At 52.0% G+C, this 17,741-nt stretch carries 17 protein-coding genes; 7 read left to right on the top strand and 10 right to left on the bottom strand.

All coding sequences use genetic code 11. From position 1 onward, the window contains the following. Positions 1 to 358: 358 nt before the first annotated feature. Complete coding sequence (locus CR46_RS0116690; protein WP_051690207.1) at positions 359 to 1,615, bottom strand: sensor domain-containing diguanylate cyclase; 1,257 nt, start codon at positions 1,613 to 1,615, stop codon at positions 359 to 361. A gap of 201 nt (positions 1,616 to 1,816) precedes the next feature. Then, positions 1,817 to 2,197: a gamma-glutamylcyclotransferase family protein gene (locus CR46_RS0116685; protein ID WP_030074590.1), complete on the bottom strand. Its 381-nt coding sequence runs from the start codon at positions 2,195 to 2,197 to the stop codon at positions 1,817 to 1,819. A 141-nt stretch (positions 2,198 to 2,338) separates the two neighbouring features. On the opposite strand from CR46_RS0116685, the gene CR46_RS0116680 reads away from it, so the two are divergent. Next, the gene (locus CR46_RS0116680) at positions 2,339 to 4,312 is read left to right on the top strand and encodes a methyl-accepting chemotaxis protein (RefSeq protein WP_030074587.1); all 1,974 of its coding nucleotides are present in this window, start codon (positions 2,339 to 2,341) and stop codon (positions 4,310 to 4,312) included. Positions 4,313 to 4,360: 48 nt separating this feature from the next. Next, positions 4,361 to 4,681 carry a carboxymuconolactone decarboxylase family protein gene (locus CR46_RS0116675; protein ID WP_030074585.1) on the top strand — a complete coding sequence of 107 codons (321 nt, stop codon included), beginning with the start codon at positions 4,361 to 4,363 and terminating at the stop codon, positions 4,679 to 4,681. Between the two features lie 165 nt (positions 4,682 to 4,846). On the opposite strand, the gene CR46_RS0116670 is transcribed toward CR46_RS0116675, so the two are convergent. The 5 genes from CR46_RS0116670 to CR46_RS0116650 all read right to left on the bottom strand — a co-directional run bounded on the left by CR46_RS0116670 (position 4,847) and on the right by CR46_RS0116650 (position 11,334). Beyond that, the gene (locus CR46_RS0116670) at positions 4,847 to 6,340 is read right to left on the bottom strand and encodes an MFS transporter (protein ID WP_030074583.1); all 1,494 of its coding nucleotides are present in this window, start codon (positions 6,338 to 6,340) and stop codon (positions 4,847 to 4,849) included. Positions 6,341 to 6,380: 40 nt separating this feature from the next. Next, positions 6,381 to 6,839: a universal stress protein gene (locus CR46_RS0116665; protein ID WP_030074581.1), complete on the bottom strand. Its 459-nt coding sequence runs from the start codon at positions 6,837 to 6,839 to the stop codon at positions 6,381 to 6,383. A gap of 80 nt (positions 6,840 to 6,919) precedes the next feature. After that, positions 6,920 to 8,512: an MFS transporter gene (locus CR46_RS0116660; protein WP_030074579.1), complete on the bottom strand. Its 1,593-nt coding sequence runs from the start codon at positions 8,510 to 8,512 to the stop codon at positions 6,920 to 6,922. 237 nt (positions 8,513 to 8,749) lie between these two features. Continuing rightward, a complete protein-coding gene (narL, locus tag CR46_RS0116655) occupies positions 8,750 to 9,418 on the bottom strand; it encodes a two-component system response regulator NarL (RefSeq protein ID WP_030074577.1) in 669 nt (222 codons plus the stop codon). Then, positions 9,418 to 11,334, bottom strand: coding sequence for a type IV pili methyl-accepting chemotaxis transducer N-terminal domain-containing protein (locus CR46_RS0116650; RefSeq protein ID WP_030074575.1), 1,917 nt, complete (start codon positions 11,332 to 11,334; stop codon positions 9,418 to 9,420). The genes narL and CR46_RS0116650 overlap by 1 nt, the downstream gene beginning before the upstream one ends. Before the next feature lie 176 nt (positions 11,335 to 11,510). On the opposite strand from CR46_RS0116650, the gene CR46_RS0116645 reads away from it, so the two are divergent. From CR46_RS0116645 to ubiT, 4 genes are all read left to right on the top strand, one after another. Next, positions 11,511 to 12,080: a hypothetical protein gene (locus CR46_RS0116645; protein WP_232222408.1), complete on the top strand. Its 570-nt coding sequence runs from the start codon at positions 11,511 to 11,513 to the stop codon at positions 12,078 to 12,080. 42 nt (positions 12,081 to 12,122) lie between these two features. After that, positions 12,123 to 12,515, top strand: coding sequence for a hypothetical protein (locus CR46_RS0116640; RefSeq protein WP_030074571.1), 393 nt, complete (start codon positions 12,123 to 12,125; stop codon positions 12,513 to 12,515). A 9-nt stretch (positions 12,516 to 12,524) separates the two neighbouring features. Further along, positions 12,525 to 12,911, top strand: coding sequence for a SirB2 family protein (locus tag CR46_RS0116635; RefSeq protein ID WP_030074568.1), 387 nt, complete (start codon positions 12,525 to 12,527; stop codon positions 12,909 to 12,911). A gap of 127 nt (positions 12,912 to 13,038) precedes the next feature. After that, on the top strand, positions 13,039 to 13,536 hold the full coding sequence (ubiT, locus tag CR46_RS0116630; RefSeq protein WP_051690206.1) for a ubiquinone anaerobic biosynthesis accessory factor UbiT: 498 nt from the start codon (positions 13,039 to 13,041) through the stop codon (positions 13,534 to 13,536). Positions 13,537 to 13,604: 68 nt separating this feature from the next. Here ubiT and hmpA read toward each other — a convergent pair whose 3' ends face one another. Further along, positions 13,605 to 14,777, bottom strand: coding sequence for an NO-inducible flavohemoprotein (hmpA, locus tag CR46_RS0116625; RefSeq protein WP_030074564.1), 1,173 nt, complete (start codon positions 14,775 to 14,777; stop codon positions 13,605 to 13,607). A gap of 166 nt (positions 14,778 to 14,943) precedes the next feature. Here hmpA and CR46_RS0116620 point away from each other — a divergent pair, with 166 nt between their 5' ends. After that, entirely contained in the window at positions 14,944 to 16,167 is a 1,224-nt protein-coding gene (locus CR46_RS0116620) for an NnrS family protein (protein ID WP_030074563.1), read from the top strand. A 39-nt stretch (positions 16,168 to 16,206) separates the two neighbouring features. Here the strand turns inward: CR46_RS0116620 and CR46_RS0116615 are convergent, their stop codons facing one another. Then, positions 16,207 to 16,653 carry an Rrf2 family transcriptional regulator gene (locus CR46_RS0116615; protein WP_030074561.1) on the bottom strand — a complete coding sequence of 149 codons (447 nt, stop codon included), beginning with the start codon at positions 16,651 to 16,653 and terminating at the stop codon, positions 16,207 to 16,209. A 164-nt stretch (positions 16,654 to 16,817) separates the two neighbouring features. Then, complete coding sequence (locus CR46_RS0116610; RefSeq protein ID WP_030074559.1) at positions 16,818 to 17,732, bottom strand: U32 family peptidase; 915 nt, start codon at positions 17,730 to 17,732, stop codon at positions 16,818 to 16,820. Positions 17,733 to 17,741 lie beyond the last annotated feature (9 nt).

Raw genomic sequence — 17,741 nt, 5'->3', positions numbered from 1 at the left:
CGGCTTTTTTATTAGTGTGGCAGCTATAAGCATGCCGCCCGACCCTTCGATGTCAATGCAACTCCCCGAAACCACCGTACTGACGGCTTGGTCTCCTTTTGCAATACAATAAGACTTAACACAGTAAAATTGTCACCATCTATGACATTCACGGCAAATGGCTTGCCCTATGCTGGCATGGATAGCGTTATTAGCATAAGAAGAGTAAAAGCTAATATAAGTAGTGCGTTTTAAATAGCGTGTTAATAGTTCCGGATCGTTTGTTAAGCTTGCTAATAAGATATGTATAACAGACGTATGTCTGTTAGCCATACGTCAATGTTATTTACGTCTTCCTCAAATTACCGTTTTCTCTGTTTCATGTTTCAACTCGATTTCTACCACGCATTTTCGCTCGATAGAGGGCTTCATCAACTCGCTGGGCGATTAATTGGGAATTTTCTTGGGGGGCTCGTTCTGCGACACCAAAACTGGCGGTGACAGTTCCAATTTTTTCAAAATGGTAGGCAGCGACTGCCTGCCTTAGCTTTTCAGCAATATTTTTAGCGGCCTCCAATTGGGTTTGCGGCAGTATTATCATGAACTCTTCTCCTCCCCACCGACCATGAAGATCAATGCCGCGAATAGTGTCATTGACTAGCTTTGTAACCGTTTTCAAAACCTCATCACCCGCGTTATGACCAAATTGATCATTGACCTGCTTGAAATGGTCGAGATCGTACATAATCAGTGAAAACGGCGTGTCGTAGCGGGCTGTGCGTTCTACCTCATACGCTAATAAACGGCTGATCTCTTGCCGGTTGGTAATGCCGGTAAGGCCGTCAGTAATCGCCATCGTACGGACACGCTCTTCAGCTAGCTTGCGCTGAGTGATATCTAACAGTATCCCTGTCCATAAAATGGAGCCATCGACTTCCTTTTTGGCTGCCGAGCGGCTCTCTATCCAGCGAATAGAGCCATCTCCGTGGAGAATGCGGAACTCTGACTGAGCGTGCGCTAACTGCTTGGCGGTTTTTTGAATATTGGCTTCTACCATCGCGGCATCTTCGGGAAGTATGCGCGACATAATGGGGGCTGCTCCTGAACGATAAAGCTCCTCTAATGAAAGGCCTCCCAGCTCGACAGCCCCTTCACTAAAGTAAGGGAAGCTGCGTGTACCCTCTGGGGTCATGCGGTATTGATAAAGTGCGCCAGGAACCTGAGAGGCGATGCTTTGAAGCAGCTCTTCTTTATGCCGCAATCGTTCTTCCGTTAGTTTGCGTTTTGTAATATCACGAGCAATGCAGAAAATCAGGTTTTCTCCCTGATAAAGAACGCTATTGTTGCTGAGTTCTACATCGATAATAGCGCCGTCTTTGCGACGTTGCTGCGTATTAAAATGTTCGCCTGAATTATCGACAGTTAGCAACATCTGCTGTAGTTCACACTGGGAAAATTGTGTATCCCAGTCCCATACATAAAGTTCTTTCATCGCTTCGACGGTATAACCGAGCATATCGGCATAACACTGGTTCACACGGTACACGCTACCATTTTGTCTGAGTACCACCATGCCATCCCCAGACTGTTCAAACAGCGCGGACCAAAGTACAGCTTCTTCTGTTGGTTTTTTCATACTTAGATTCTGAATAATAAAGACTTTAATATTTGAATAATAAAAAGAAGTTTAATCTTAAATGGACGTCATATCAGCATATTATTGACGAAGCGTGTCATTTATTACGCTTGTCAGTGTAGGCACTTTTAATTAATCATGTGAAAAAAATTGCTTATAAACTATTCAGCAACAATCATCGACAGTATTGCCTAAAGTGATTTACCACTCTCCATTATCGATACGCATCTTATCTTTGACACCATAGTTGTAGAGGTAGCACCAAGCGCTGCCATGCCGGGTCTGGAAGATCTCACGGCAATAGGTGCCTGTTAACGGGGCGTGATGGCAATACTCTTCTAGCTGGTCAAGCAATGCCAACTGGTCGCTGTTAATTGCATAGACTTCTACTAATGCACCTTGGGAGGCTTTCTGCTTCGCTCCTGGGTAGGGGCCAAGGTCATACAGTGTCAGAGCGGTCAGGTAGTCATGACCTAACAGCGCTGCGCCGCCCAACCAGTGGTGGTTGCGTTGCCCACGTTTCAAGGTGCCATATACCGCGACGCGGGGGCACCGGGCTATGTCGCGCTTTAAGTTATCCATAAGAGTGCTCTTCAATGTAACGCGACCTGAAAAGAAAGATATAGCTGCTATTCATTCATGAGTTCCTTGCTTGTCATGCTGGCGTAGAGGATAAGATGCTAAGAATAAATTATGTGGTGCCGCCTGCTTTATGGAAATTAAATGATGAAAAAATTGATTAATCGTTTGCCCATGTACGTGAAATTTGCCCTAGTACTGACGTTACCACTGCTTGCCTTGGCGTGGTTTACAGTAAACGGGGTGCTTGACCGGCAAGCGGCGGTAAAGGAACTGCAACGGCTGCAAACGATGACAGCGTTGGCACAACATGCCGGTGATTGGATACATGAAATGCAGCGTGAACGGGGTATGTCATCCGGCTATTTAGCAAGCGAAGGTGAGGCGTTTGGGGAGCGCTTGAGCCAGCAACGTGCCGCAACCGATGTGGCTGCTGAGGCGTTTATTCAACAGCGTGAGGAACTAGACGGCAAAACGTTAAGTACAGCCGCCAGTGGCCAGCTTGATCAACTTATTCAACAGTGGCAGCGAACGGCTGAATTACGCCGTGAGGTCGATCAGTTATCCGTAGGGATGACATTAGCACTTAATCATTACACGGGTATTAACCACCAGCTGATGAGCTTAGTGGGATCACTTGCTCAGCAAACCAGTGAGGGGGAGATCAGTCGTCAACTTGCTGCGTATTTTAACCTTCTTCAAGCGAAAGATTTAGCGGGCATTGAACGTGCCATGCTATCGGCAGCGTTTAGCGCGGATGGTATGAGCTTTGAAATGCTGAACCGTTATCTCTCCTTATTGGGTGAAGAGGTTGCCTTTCTAACTGGGTTTCGCGCATTTGCTGCAGCAGAAACTCAAAAGCAGCTTGATGATGCCTTGAGCGGCCCGGAGATTGAGCGCTTGATTGAACGACGTGAGCTGGCTATTCAGCAGTACAACGTGGGCGGTTATAACGTTGATCCTAACGAATGGTTTGAGTGGCAAACTGTTAAAATAGGTCGCCTGAAAGCGCTTGAGAACAGCGTAGCCGAGGGAATAATTACAACTACAGCGGACATGCAACGTGCCGCTCAAAATGCCCTGTGGCGTTATATTATCATCTCGCTCTTAGCCACCATACTGGCTGTTGTGATGGCGATATTAATAGTGCGTACCCTGACTCGCCCTTTAACTGCCGCCCTGGCTAATATCTCTTCGCGCGGCAATGATTTAACGCAGCGGCTAGCGGTGCCGGGTTCAGACGAGCTTTCTCGACTTTACCGAGCCTTTAATGATGCTTCGGGAGATACGGAAGCGCTCATTGGAGAAATTAAGCGCAACGCGCAGTCGGTGGAGCTGGCCAGTGGTGAAATCGCCCAAGGTAACCAAGATTTAGCTCAGCGCACGGAAGAGCAATCGGCCTCGTTGGTGCAAACGGCTTCTAGCCTTGAAGAAATTACCGCCACCGTTCGTCAAACCGCTGAGAATGCCCATGAAGCGCAACGCATGACGAAGGAGGTTGCATCAGAAGCTGAAGACGCCTCTTCCATTGCGCAAAGAGCCCAGGAAGCCATGCGGCATATCCATGAATCCAGTGACCAAGTAACCACGATCATCGCGGCGATTGACAATATTGCCTTTCAAACTAATTTGTTGGCGCTGAACGCGTCTGTGGAAGCTGCCCGTGCCGGTGAGCATGGCCGTGGGTTTGCGGTTGTTGCCAGTGAAGTGCGCAAGCTAGCCAGCCGTAGTGCAGAAGAAGCGAACCAAATACGCCACTTAATTGATAACAACATCGCTAAAATTAACGAGGGCGAAAGCTTAGTAACGTCTACTAGCAGTACCTTGACGACCATTTCTGAGCGTGTTCAAAAGGTTGCACGGCTGATGGAAGAGATGGCTTCCGCTACGAATGAACAGTCCGCCGGTGTTGAGCAAATTAATAGTGCCATGGGTCAGTTAGAAGAGGTTACCCAGCAAAACGCAGCGCTTGTGGAAGAAGTCGCCGCTGCTAGCCGCTCGCTAGATGAACAAGCAGAAGAAATGTCCGGGAGAATCAGTAAGTACCACGTCGGGTCAGCCCCTTCGGAAAGCACCCCGCTTCTCAAGGCTGACTATCGTACCCAGCAGGCTTTTTAGTATCTCCTATACTCTGGGTTCATTTATTGTTTTTTAAGGTAATTTGCTATGAAAAAAAATGATTTACCCTCGGCAGCGGGCGATGTAGCGGAGCAGTATCCTGACATTTGGGAGGCTTATGCAGCGCTAGGTAAGGCCTGTGCTGAAGCTGGCCCGCTAGATGCGCGCAGCCGCCGCTTGATTAAGCTATCGCTGGCGATAGGTGCCCGTTCCGAAGGGGCGGTCCACTCCCATGTTCGCCGTGCCCTGGAGGAGGGTTTAAGCTCTGAAGAGCTTAAACAAGTCGCCATGTTGGCGATTCCTACGGCTGGGTTTCCGGCCGCTGTGGCAGCCTTGACTTGGATTGAGGACATTACCGATCCTCAGTAGCGGTTCCCCGCAATACTCGCCATTTGCGTATGTACATAAACACACAACCCGGGCCTAGGCCCGGGTTGTGTGCGTTAGTGACAGGATTGATGAACGTTGAGATTTTCCTGTTCTATAGATTTTCCTGTTCTTTAGATCTTACTGTTCTTTAGGTCTTACTGTTCTTTAGGTCTTACTGTTCTTGAGAGATTGCGTTTCGATATCTCTGTCGACAGAAGAAACATAGTACTCGTCGTCGAAGGCCCCTTCAGGCTCCTTGAGCCACACTAGGCAAATCACCCAGCTAATGAACGCGCCAGCAGCGATGATGTAGAAGAACTGCGAGGGGGTGACAAATGTAAAGATAGTCAGGTACACCACAGCACCCACGTTGCCGTAGGCACCTGCCATGCCTGAAATTTGCCCTGTGATGCGGCGTTTGATGGAGGGAATAATACCGAACGTCGCTCCTTCAGCTCCCTGCACGAAAATCGACGTGCCGATGGTCACTGCAATGGCCAGAATCAACGGCCAGCTTGAATTGAGCAATGCCATCATTAAGAAACCTACGCTAATGCCGAACATGTAGCACAGCATCACAAAACGCCGGTTACCCATGCGGTCAGACACCATACCGCCCATGGGCCTAGCCACAAGATTGACGAACGCAAACGATGCTGCGATCAGGCCAGCCGTGGCGGCATTGAGTCCCCAAGTCTCCTCAAAGAACATAGGTAGCATGGATACGACTGCCAGCTCCGCGCCGAAGTTTGCAAAGTAAGTGCTGTTAAGCGCAGCCACACTATTGAAGGAGTACTTATCATCTTCAGGTACTCCCTTGCGCAAAATTGGCAGGTTAACCCGCAGAATTTGTACAATTTGGTAGATCACAATCGCGACGATAACGAGGTAGGCGATGGTGGCGCCAGTGACCGATAAGTAGCCCATGTACTGGATACGCCACACCAAAATGGCGAGTACGCCAACGAGTGGAATGGTCCAGATGATCAGCTTGATCATATCGGCCCAAGAGCTCACTTCCATGGCTGCCGTTTTACGTGGTTTGCGATGGGAGCTGGCATCAGGACCATCAGTGATCGCGAACCAGTAATAGACGCCGTAAGCCGCCATCACGATGGCACTTTGAGCAATTGCCCAACGCCAGCCATCGGGCCCGCCGTACATGCTTAGAGCAATGGTCGGGAGCGACATGGCCGCTACTGCGGAACCAAAATTGCCCCAGCCAGCGTAAAAGCCCTCGGCAAAGCCGATGTCCTTGGGCTTGAACCACAGCGCGGTCATATGGATACCTACCACGAAGCTGGCACCGATCGAACTCAGCACTAAGCGGGCGACCAGTAGCTGGGTCATGCTATCCCCGAAGGCGAATGCCAGTGCCGGTATCGACATTGTCACCATTAGCACTGAAAACACGCGACGCGGACCGAAGCGGTCCAATGCCATGCCAACAATAATACGCGCAGGGATGGTCAACGCGACGTTGCAAATGGCGAATAGCTTGAGGTCGTCCGGGGTCAGCCAGTCGACGCTCTTGAGCATACTCGACGCCAGCGGCGCCATGTTGAACCACACGTAAAAGGTAATAAAAAAGGCGATCCAGGTCAGGTGCAAAGCCCGGATTTCAGGGCTGCGAAACTTGAATACAGAGGAAACTTTCATGGGCGTCTCATCCTGTGTCCCAAGGGTGGTTTAGGGCTGCTCAAGGACTGGGCAGGATCAATAAAGGACATTCGGCGCGTCGAGCCAGGAAAGAGCTGACACTGCCGAACGTCATGTAGTCGAGTTCATCGACAAAATACGTCAACGACTTGGCGATGATGCCACCGTCTGGTTGATGGCTATGACGGGCAATCACCAGCAGGTCTGGCGAGAGTTTCTGAGTTGCTTGCAGCAGCATCTTGCGGGCATCTCCCTCGGCTAGCAGCAGCTCTGCTTCGAAACCCTCGCCGGTAGCGAATGTCACGCCTTCTTGAAGGTGCTGTTTAAGCTCGTCACGCTCTTGTTGAAAGAGCGTTTCGTTGTTGTCGGTAGCGTCGAGAGGGTTTTCAACGACACCGACGAGTACCAGCAGGGGTTGGTTACAGCGGAACATATTGACGACTTGAGCAAGCGCCAGCTTAGCGTTTCGCGAACCGTCGTAGGCGATCATGATTTTCATGGTGTCCTCCCGCAGTGGGGTAGGGGATCAAGACCCGGCGCTTAGCGCCGGGCGTAAAGATTAGGGGTTCTGAACATAGGTCAGGGGTTTTTAACGTAGGCACCCTTGCGCAGGTAGAACCACCAGTTAATAACAAGGCAAATCGCGTAGAAGGCCGCGAAACCATACATAGCCAGTTCCGGTGTGCCGGCTTGAATTTGTTCGCCCATGACCCGAGGGGCGATGAAAGCGCCATAGGCGGCAACGGCAGAGGTCCACCCCAGTACCGGGCCTTTCTGTTGTTGGTCGAAAATCACGCCTATGCTGCGGAAGGTTGAACCATTGCCAATACCGCTGGCGGCGAATAGCACAATGAACAGCAGAAGGAATATCCAGAAGAATTGGTTGGGGTCAGTGGCGTTATAGGCCAGCATCATCACATAGCCGGTGGCCATAGAGGCGACCACCATAACCGCAGAGATAAGTTGGGTGACGATTGAGCCGCCCACCTTGTCGGAAATCCAACCGCCCAACGGGCGTATCAGTGCACCTACAAAGGGGCCTATCCAAGCCCATGTTAAGGCGCTGGGGGCCTCTGGATTGGCTACGCGGGTGAGTGAGCCATCGGCGGCCACTTCCATCATATTGCCGAAGATAACGTTAATAGAGAGGGGCAGTGCCGCAGAGAAGCCAATAAAAGAGCCGAAGGTCAGGATGTAGAGAACCGTCATTGACCAGGTGTGCTTATTGGAAAATATCGCGAACTGCTTCTGAATATTGGGCTTAATGTCGCCTGGAATCAGGCGCAGCAACACCAGAGTTAGCACAATGGTTAGCGGCAGAGCAATCCACATATTAAGCCAACCGAGAGCCAGCATGCCGATGATCGCAGTCACTAAACCTACGCCATAGAGCCCTAATATTTTACTGAAAGCCGCCAGCGGAGAGCCGGGGTTGGGGGTAATGGTGCGCAGGTTATTCATTCCAAACCAGCCGGCGAACGCTAAAGGAATCAGGAATACGAGCCAGATAAAGCCAGCATTCTGAATCCATGTGTCGGTACCTGCTTCGATGCGGCCAATTAAGGTGCCACTGGCGCTTTGCAGCTCTAGCGGAGCACCAGCAAGAGCGCCGAAAATACCAACGGTCATTACCAGCGGGATGACGATCTGCATGGTGGTAACGCCAAAATTGCCTAGCCCCGCATTCATACCCAGGGCATAGCCTTGCTGCTTACTGGGGTAGAAGGTAGAAATATTGCTCATTGAGCAAGCAAAGTTACCGCCCCCGATGCCAGAGAGTAGTGCCAAGGCTTGGAATACCCAGAACGGCGTGCCTGGGTTCATAAGTGCAAGCCCAGTACCCGCGGCAGGGATCATCAATAGGGCGGTCGTTAAGAAAATGGTGTTACGCCCGCCAGCAATACGGATCATAAACGACGCTGGAATACGCAGTGTGGCACCAGCAAGTCCGGCAAGCGCCGTTAGGGAAAAAAGTTGATTAATCGTAAATGTAAAACCGAGGTTTTGCATTTGAGTGGTGATCATTCCCCACATCATCCAGACAGCAAAGCCCATCAGCAGGCTAGGGATGGATATCCACAGGTTGCGGTTAGCGACCCGTTTGCCTGTTTGTTCCCAGAAGTGGGCGTCCTCGACATCCCACTTCTCAATGTCGGCGTTTCTTTTGCTCATGGCGGTTTCCCCTTGGCATTAAACCTTTCTGCAAACAGCTATTAACCGGCAAGATACGCCTGAGAGGAGAGTAGGGAAACCAGGGGAAAAGGCTCGAAAATCAGCGGCATACCACTTGAGAGGTAGTCGCTGAGAGAGATAAGCTAATTGATTTTAAAGAGAAAAAATCAGAGGGGGTAAAATTAAAACAGTGTAAAAGTACCCAAGAAGTCTTTGGAGGTAACCACTCAGAGTCGGCTAGTGATCCAGTCCTTCTTGCACTGCCCAAACAGCGGCTTCGACACGAGAGCGTAGGTTAAGCTTTTTGAGTAGATGCTTAACGTGGACCTTGACGGTTCCTTCGGTAATATCCAATTTGCGTGCGATGAGCTTATTAGATAACCCGCCCGCCAGTTGCTGGAGAATTTCTCGTTCGCGCTGCGTCAGGCTGTGAACGTCGGGGGTAGTGGGCGCATTGCGTTGATTACGCAGCGCTTCGGCCAGCAATGCGGTTAGGCTTTCACTAATCACCATACGTCCTAGGGCTGCTTGGCGCAGTTGGCGAACCATGTCTTCTGGTTCCATATCTTTTAGTAGATAGCCGTCTGCTCCGGTGCGTAGCGCAGAGACAACATCGTCTTCGTGATCAGAAACAGTAAACATTACCACTCGGCCGCTGTAGTTAGCTTCTCGTAGGCGGCGTAAAGCCTCTAACCCGTTCACGCCCGGCATGTTTAAATCCAGTAATACCAGGTCGGGTTCCATGGAAAGCGCCAGCGCAATGCCCTCTTCAGGGTTGCCTGTTTCGCCAACTAACTCAAGGTCATCTTCAAGCTCTAGCAGCTGAGCTACGCCACGGCGTAGCAGTGGATGGTCATCGATGATCAGCAGACTGGCAGGTGAATCGTTAGCGGTTGTCAGCGTCATTATGAAGCCCCAGTACCAAAATGAGAGTCGGAGTCAGCCGCAGTGGGCTGCTGTTGGATCAAGCGAGCAGTTAATGGGGTAAAGACAAGCTCTATGCGGATCCCCCCGGTGGGGCGGTTAGCAATGCTTAGTTCTCCATTCAGGGTGGTCGCTCGGTCACGTATAATCACCAACCCATAGTGCATCGGTGGCGAGCTATCGTCTTCCAGCCCGATACCGTCATCTTCAACACGTACAAGCAGCTGAGCATCGGCAAAGCGCACGGTAACCGCCGCCCAATGAGCTTGGGCATGCTTATGAGTATTGGCCAGCGCTTCACGAATGATTTGCAGCACGTGAATATCTTCATTGGGGTTCAGTAAATAAGGCGGTACATCGTAGTTCAGTTCTACGGTCGCCCCCATTCGCTGGGTAAATTCATCAACGGTTTGACGCAAGGCAGATTGAAGGCCTGGCCCTTCAAGCTTAAGCCTGAAGGTAGTTAGCAGTTCACGCAGTTGGCGATAGGCGCTGTTTAAGCCGACACGTAGTTCATCAAACACGGCTGCTTGAGCCTCTTTTGTGGCATCTTTTTGCTGCATGCGTTCGAGTCGAGCGACCTGCATCTTGAGGTACGATAACGACTGAGCCAATGAGTCGTGCAGCTCTCGGGCGATGATGGTTCGTTCGTTAATCAGCGTGACATGCTGCTCCTCTTCGATGCGTCGCTGAAGGTACACTGCCGTGGCGAGCTGGTCGGCTAAAATAGTGAGCAGCCGACGCGTACTATCGTTGAGGCGTTCGTTTGGATACCACACTTCCAGAGTGCCTAGCAGCGTGTCACCTACGCTGATAGGTAACAGCAAGCATTGTGCTTGGTCGCTGGCCATGATCTCTAGCGGGCGGGGGTCAATCAGACAAGCATGGCAATGTTGATCGCGACAATACTCTGGCCGAGTGCGTGAATGGGTTTCTAAAACGGGCATTTCCCGCTGATCAAAAGGGTCGTTCAGAGATAGTCGTATCGGCCCAAGCGTCAGCAGTTCTTCTAATTCACGTAGCATAGGCGCTGCGCTGGAACACAGGTCATTACCGCCACCATAAAGTGAACGACTGGCATCATGCATCACCCGCATCGCCTGGTTGCTGCGCTCAAGCTCCAGCTTCTTGCGCGATACCTTGTCTTCCAGCGCGGCATAGCTAGAGGCCAACTCAGCAGACATCGTGTTGAAGGTGTCGCCAAGTAAAGCCAGCTCGTCGCTGCCGCGAATCTGCGAGCGCGGTGTAAAGTTACGTTGTGCTGCCTCCCTGGCGAGCACCATCAGCTGACGCAATGGCAACACCAAATTGTGGCGAACGTCGTAAAGTGAAATCAACACCACAATGGCGATCAACACAAGAAAGAGCACTTGCATCAAGCCCAGCAGCCTTACCTTCGCTTCGGTGCTGTTCTCAAGCTGCGTTACGAGGATCTCAATGTCGCTGACTAGGGTGGCGATCATGCTATGGAAAGCATCCAACGCGATACCATCACCAGTAGGAGCATCTTCAAGAGCAGGGCTAAGCGTGCGTTGCCAGTAGGTCTGAATTTTTTCTAGCTGATGACGAGCCTCATGGTGCTCATCAAGGGGGATGCTTTGTTCCAACGCGGCGCTGTATAACCGCTGATCGAAACGGGCCACTAAAGTTTCGAGCTGTTCTACGCTGTTGAGCCGCTCTTCATTCGTCTCTTGTGGGCCATACTCAACGCGCTGCAATGCTCCCATAATCTGGTAGGCGTTCATGCGTAAAGACCCGGCAACGTTAATGGCAGCAGCATCGCCACGGGTACTGTTGGACATTGCCATGGTTAGGGTGATGCTAATTAGTGCCATCCCGCTAATTGCTAACAGAGACGCAATAATGCGAGCTACGAGGGAGCGTTGCAGTAATTTCATGACGGTTTCGAAAACGCACAAGTGCTAGAAAAGTGTGGCATTGACTGGCTCTCGATATGGGGGCTATTACTTTGGGGTTAGCCCGTCTACCTCCGATGCTTTTTGACCTAAACCCGGCATTTAACGACAATTCTGGCACGTCTTCTGATGTCTTCATACCCTCGCCGGGAAACACCATGCTTTCACCTACGCCACCTTCGTCACTGAAGACATCAAAAGAGCCAGTCAATGGCTACCAGATGCTGGTAGCCATGCTATTGATGCCGCTGGCCAGCGCGTTAGCGGTAGCCAGCTGGACACTGTATACCCTGCTCGCTATTCATCCTGTCTACGTGCTGTTACCGCTGGGTAGCGGTGCCCTATTGGCCTGGCCTGCATGGCGGTTGGCTCGCCGCAACAGCACGTGCCGCCTGATGCAATGGCTGCTGTTGGGGCTGGCGCTAGTGCTCATTGGGTTTGGGGTGGCCAATCAACCTGGTGAATTTCTGCTGGTAGGAGGGGGGTTAGGGGTGGGAGGTGCTGTTATTGCCACTGGCATCGCCCATGCCAACGGTTGGATGCCTGGCTGCCTGAAATGCTTATTAATAGGACTCTTCCTGGCCATCGCGGCAGGCGTGGGATTTTCTTTACGCATGGAACCCTTAGTGGTTCAAGCCTATGGTTGGCGGGCCGCACCTCTGAGCCTGCTCATTCCATTAATCATGATAATGCTGCTGTTATGGCTGTTTGTCGAGTCACCTGAATAATGCCATCAACTCATTTAACCAACTAACGATAAGGCGCTTTTTATGACCATAACGACATTTTCCGATCTACTGCAAGAAGCGCGTCAGCAAGCGAAGCCCCAGCGGTTGCTATTTGTGTTCGTTCACGCTGAGCTGCCCGATTTTCCTGATGCTGAACAGCGTCGCCGTTTCGAACAGGGCGAGGGCGGTGTGCTGGTGCCTGTCGTCTGCGTGGACAAGTCGATAGATGAATTGAGCAGTATGGCGGCGTTGGTTGAGGAGTCTCGGCGTACTGGGTTTGAATGGGATTTGGTATTTGCGGCGGCCATGGACGACCCTGCCGCTGAAGCCGACGTTGAACGTCAGCTTCAGCGAATGACCGAGTCGTTACAAATGGGCAACATTACCTCGTTCATTGCTTTCGATCATCAGGGCGATGCCGTTAACGTTGGCTGAGGATGTTCCGTGGAGCACTATTTTGTCATCAAGCATCTGCATGTCACGGCTGCGATGTTGAGTATTACGCTTTTTGTCGTGCGCGCATGGTGGTCAGTGCGAGAAAGCCCTCGGCTCAACGCGCGCTGGGTTAGGGTGCTGCCCCATCTCATCGATACTGCTCTGTTGGGGCTGGGGGTCACCTTACTCATGCTGCTCTCTATATGGCCCTGGCAGCTTCCTTGGCTTGGCGCCAAACTGCTGGCATTACTGGCGTATATCGGTATTGGTACCTTTGCGATTAAACGTGGGAAAACACCCCAAACGCGCGCGGTTGCCGCCCTGGTAGCTATCGTTTTATTTGCCTATATGGTGGGGGCCGCTATTCGCCACAGCCCACTTTCCTGGTTAGCGTGACGTTATCCGCGCCTCTCCTGATGCATATCAGGGTTAAGCGCCCTCACAGTGCTTAGCATCGAACTCGGTCGTTTACATAGACCCCTGTGGTGTTCGCCATTGATTCCTTTATGTAGGAGTGCGTTTAGTGTCATTGCTACCGTTTGCTGTTCCAAGGCCATCTGCAGTGCTGCCGCTACCGATAAACCTTGAACATTTGATTCGTCTTCTTGATCCGAAGGTGCCTTTTATTATCAAGCAGCGTGTGGTCGAGTCTTTACTTAACCATACGTTTGCTGAGCCTCTTCAAGAAGGGGAGTTCGATGTTTTAGAAGGGCGGCGTATTACGCTAGCCATTGCCGATTTAGGGATAGCGCTCAGCTTGACGCTGGAAGCCCAGCGTTTGGTCGTGTGCCGTGAACTTGGCGAGGCAACTATTCGTGGGGGCTGGCGCGAATTTTTGTGTCTGGCGACGCGTCGCGAAGACCCCGATAGCCTGTTTTTTCAGCGCCGTTTAGTCATTGAAGGTGATACGGAGCTGGGACTGACGCTGAAGAACCTACTTGATGGACGTGAAGAGAGTTTCGCCCAAGGGCGCTTGGGGGAGGTGTTAATAGGGCTAGAGAGGTTTGCGCGCAGGGCATAATGTCATCGTCTCCAGCCTCGCTGGATGTTTAATAGGTGGCCTCGGTCCTTCGCCAAGGCCACTTGTTATCAAGCCGCGTCGAGGGGACGTGAGGGGCCGAAGTGCTCAAAGTGGCGGCGGTCTGCGCTAATGCCCAGCTCAGCCAGCGCACTATTAATGGCGGTCATGAAACCCTGGGGGCCAACAAAATAGCAGCGCGCCATAGGCCCAGGCAGGTAGTCGGCTAATAAGGAGCGGTCAATACGTCCGTTATGATCGGCACGGTTTCCGCGTTCATGAATAGTGACCGCCTGAAAACGTTGGGGGTAGGCCGCTTTTAAAGCGTCAAGCTCGCCATTGAAAGCGTGGTGATCGGCGTCTAGGGCAGCGTGTAAATAGACAACCTGACGCCCTAGCGCCAGCGCATGGCGTGCTATGGGTAGCAGGGGTGTTTGACCGACGCCTCCGCTGGCAAGCAGCAGCGGTTCGTCACCTTCTACCAGCGTCAAATCACCTGCGGGGGGAAGCAGCTCTAGGCTATCGCCTAGTTGCAGGACATCGTGGAAATGACGGCTGGCTTGCCCCTCTGCTTCGCGTTTAATCGAGATGCGATAACTCCGACCATTGGGAATATCCGATAGGCTGTAATGGCGATAGACCTGTTCACCGTTGATGGTCAGGCGCACACCGATATATTGGCCAGGCTCATGGTCAGCCACGCTGCCACCATCTTCGGGTTCCAGAATAAACGAGCGGATTAAGATGCTCTCCTGCTGGGTGCTGGCAATCTTAAACCGGCGTGTGCCCCGCCAGCCGCCGGGTCGTTGCTCGAACTCACGGTAACGCTGGTCTTCAAGATCGATTAAAAGAGCGGCGAGTTCGTTATAAAGTGCTCCCCACGCATCGGCAATGGCGGGGGTAACGGCATCGCCAAGGACATCACCAATGGCTGCTAATAAGCATTCACCCACAATGGGGTACTGCTCTGGAAGAATACCCAAAGAAACATGTTTACTGACCACAACGGCCAACGTGGCGCGTGCTTGAGCAGGGTTATTGCGTAGTTTTACATAGGCCAATACCGCGTTAGCTAAGGCGCGTGGCTGGCCTCCGCTTTGCTGATGAGTCTCATTAAAGAGCGGTTTGACCTCAGGGTAGCGGGTAAACATTAACGGATAAAAATGCTGAGTAATGGCGTCCAGATGTTCTGCAACTACGGGCGCCGTCGCATTAATCAGCTTTTCCTGTTCAAGTGTTAGCACGGGTAATACCTCTTTTCTTTAAGATGCTTTATAAATGCATCTTAAGGTCTGGAAGGGATAAATGCCACCTGTGTCGCCAAAAGATGCATTTTTGATACCTGTCATGGTTTTTGAAGATTGCAAAGCGCACAATGCTATTTCCAAGTAATTCAGTCGGGATTCTGCCATGCCAACGATTACCTCATCCCAGCCAGCCTCCACGTGTAAGCAGCTCCCCTTGGTGCGACTGGCGTTTCGTCCTTTCTTCCTACTGGCCGCGCTGTTTAGCGTGCTATCTCTGCTGGTGTGGTTAGCTTTTTGGCACGGCAATATGTTGTTACGCCCCTACGGCGGGCTGATTTTTTGGCATCAACATGAAATGCTATTCGGCTTTGCGGCAGCAGTGGTTGCAGGTTTTCTCTTGACCGCTGTGCGCAACTGGACCGGGTTACCGAGCTTAAAAGGCGGCCCGTTGATCGCGTTAGTGGTGTTATGGCTGTTAGGTAGGCTGCTAATGGCCTTTCCGATAGTCTTTTCTGTAGCGTTACCGAGGTGGCTGATAGTGATCGTCGACCTCGCCTTTCTTCCCGTCGTTGCTATCGTTATGGCGACGCTAGTGGTGACCGCAAAACGTTGGCGTAATTTAATTTTTGTCCCCGTGCTTATGCTATTTGCGATGGCGAATCTGGCGATGCACGTGGGGGTGATCAACGGCGATCCCGAGATGATTCGCCAGGCTGCCTACTTAGCGGTGCTGTTGATCACATTGATGATGACCTTAGTGGGCGGGCGGGTCATTGCCATGTTTACTGCTAATCGTCTCAAGCGCCCCAAACCAGCGCCTATTCCACTACTTGAAGTGGCTACCCTGGGCAGTACCGGCGGTGTTGTACTCTTGCAACTGGCCATCTTGCTAGGTGTTGCCGTTCCTGTTGCATTCATGGGTGGAACAATGCTCTTCGCGGCCTTGGCGAACACGCTACGGATGGCACGCTGGGGTGGGCTGCATAGCTGGCGCGAACCGTTGCTATGGGGATTGCATGGCAGCTATGCCTTCATCCCATTGGGGCTTGTCATGTGGGTGTTAGCACTGATGGGGCTAATACGCACTGAACTTGCGATTCATGCCCTGAGCATTGGGGGAATGGGCGTCATGATGCTAGCCATGATGGCTCGGGTGTCACTCGGCCATACCGGTCGGCCAATACGCACCTTGCCGGGCATTGGCGTAGCGCTAGGGTTAATGCTAATAGCGGCCGTTATGTGCTCCCCTGTGTTGGCGCTGTTTCCCCAGATCACCCACTGGACTTATACGCTAAGCATCACCTTCTGGTGTGTGGCCTACGTTATCTTTCTGGCGCACTACACGTTGCCGTTAATGCGGGCGCGGGTCGATGGGCAGGAGGGCTAGGTTTTCAAAGGCTGGTTTTGAAGGACTGGTTTTGAAGGACTAAGCGCTGAGGGTAGGAATACGCATAAGACGCGCCAGTTCAGGTTGCTGGTTGCCCAGCAGGTCAGCCAGCGTATAGCGGTCGAGGACGTCTAGAAACGCGGATAATGCCTCTTTAAGAATCGGTTGAAGACGACAGGCGGGAGTAATGATGCAGGCATTATCGCTATGAAAGCACTCGACTAACGCCATGCCATGCTCCATCTCGCGCACCAGCTCTCCCAGACCAATAGTGGCGGGGTCACGCGTTAACAGTAAACCGCCATTTTTGCCACGAATAGCCGTGACGTAGTGTTTCTGGCTAAGCTCCTGAACGATTTTCATCAAATGATTGCGCGAAATTTGAAAGGTGTCGGCAATTTCATGAATGGTGGAGCGCTCTTCTCCCTTAGCGGCAAGAAAGATCAATACGCGTATTGAATAATCAGTAAATCGAGTGAGCTGCATGGAGGTTACGTGGCTCCGAGAGTAGTCAAGCTGATAAAGAGTATGTTGTATGAATGTTCAGTAGGTTGCAATCTTGTTGAGGTGAAATGTCGGGTGGCCCTGCCATACGGCAAGGCCATTTAAACGGAAAAGCGACCTTGGCCTGATGGCGCTTTTCCGTTGCGTTAGCTAGCGACGGTGCGGGTATTGTCCATGCCTGGTCGGCCATACCAGTAGCCGTCGCAGATCTCTGCATCCACCACGCTTAATGGGTCAGGGGGAGGCAGCCTATTTTGGCGGGCTTGGTCGAAGGCCTTGACTATCTCTGCCATACCTTCCGCCCGGGGGCTAAGGCGTGCTACTGAGACGCCCATGGCGGCCATGTCCGGTAGTTCGTAACGAAGATCCTGACAGGCGCTTGAGAGGGTTTGTATGCCGTTGAGGGTGAAAACATCGCGAGACTCTTGGGAACGTAGTACTAAGCCTTCAGGATACTTTTGGCAAACAAATTTGCAGCGATCTTTGGGCGTTTGATGGCGTCGCGCGGTAAAACAGCGTGATGACCAGGCGAGTGGCAAGTGGCCGTAGGCAAACACCTCGCAGGGCTGGCTGACACCTGCCTGATGGCAGTCGGCGATCAGCTGGGCCAAGTCCTTTTTAGACATTTCTACCGGTGCTTGCCAGCGCTGCATCCCGGTGCGCTTCATAACGCCTAGCGTTGCGGGGTTATAAAGATTCAGCGCAGCCCCAGCGATAAACGGTAGCCCAGCACACGAAAGGCGTTGTAAGGCGCTTTGGTCGTTGGCTTCCACGATGAAGTCGCCGTTGTCGCAGAGCTTGCGCAAGTCGCGCAAATCGGCCTCAGATTCAATCAATGTTTGGCTGGCGAGCACCACTTGCTTGCCCGCTTGGGTAAGCTCGCGCCCAATGCCAAGCCAGTCGTCCAGTTTCATATCGCGACGCCTGGAGCAGACGGTCTCGCCTAGGGTAACGATCTCCACCGGCCAGTCGGCTGCTTCGCGGTAGAAATTGGCGTAGCGCTCTCGTGTCCAGTAGAACAGTACCGGGCCCAGGGACAGTTGCAGAGTCGGGGTAGACATGGAGAGCTC

Origin of the sequence: Vreelandella neptunia, from assembly GCF_000712975.1 — a bacterium.
GTDB classification, from domain to species: Bacteria; Pseudomonadota; Gammaproteobacteria; order Pseudomonadales; family Halomonadaceae; genus Vreelandella; species Vreelandella qaidamensis.
Note: the sequence above shows the minus strand (reverse complement) of the source record. Positions and strands in the feature narration are given on the sequence as shown.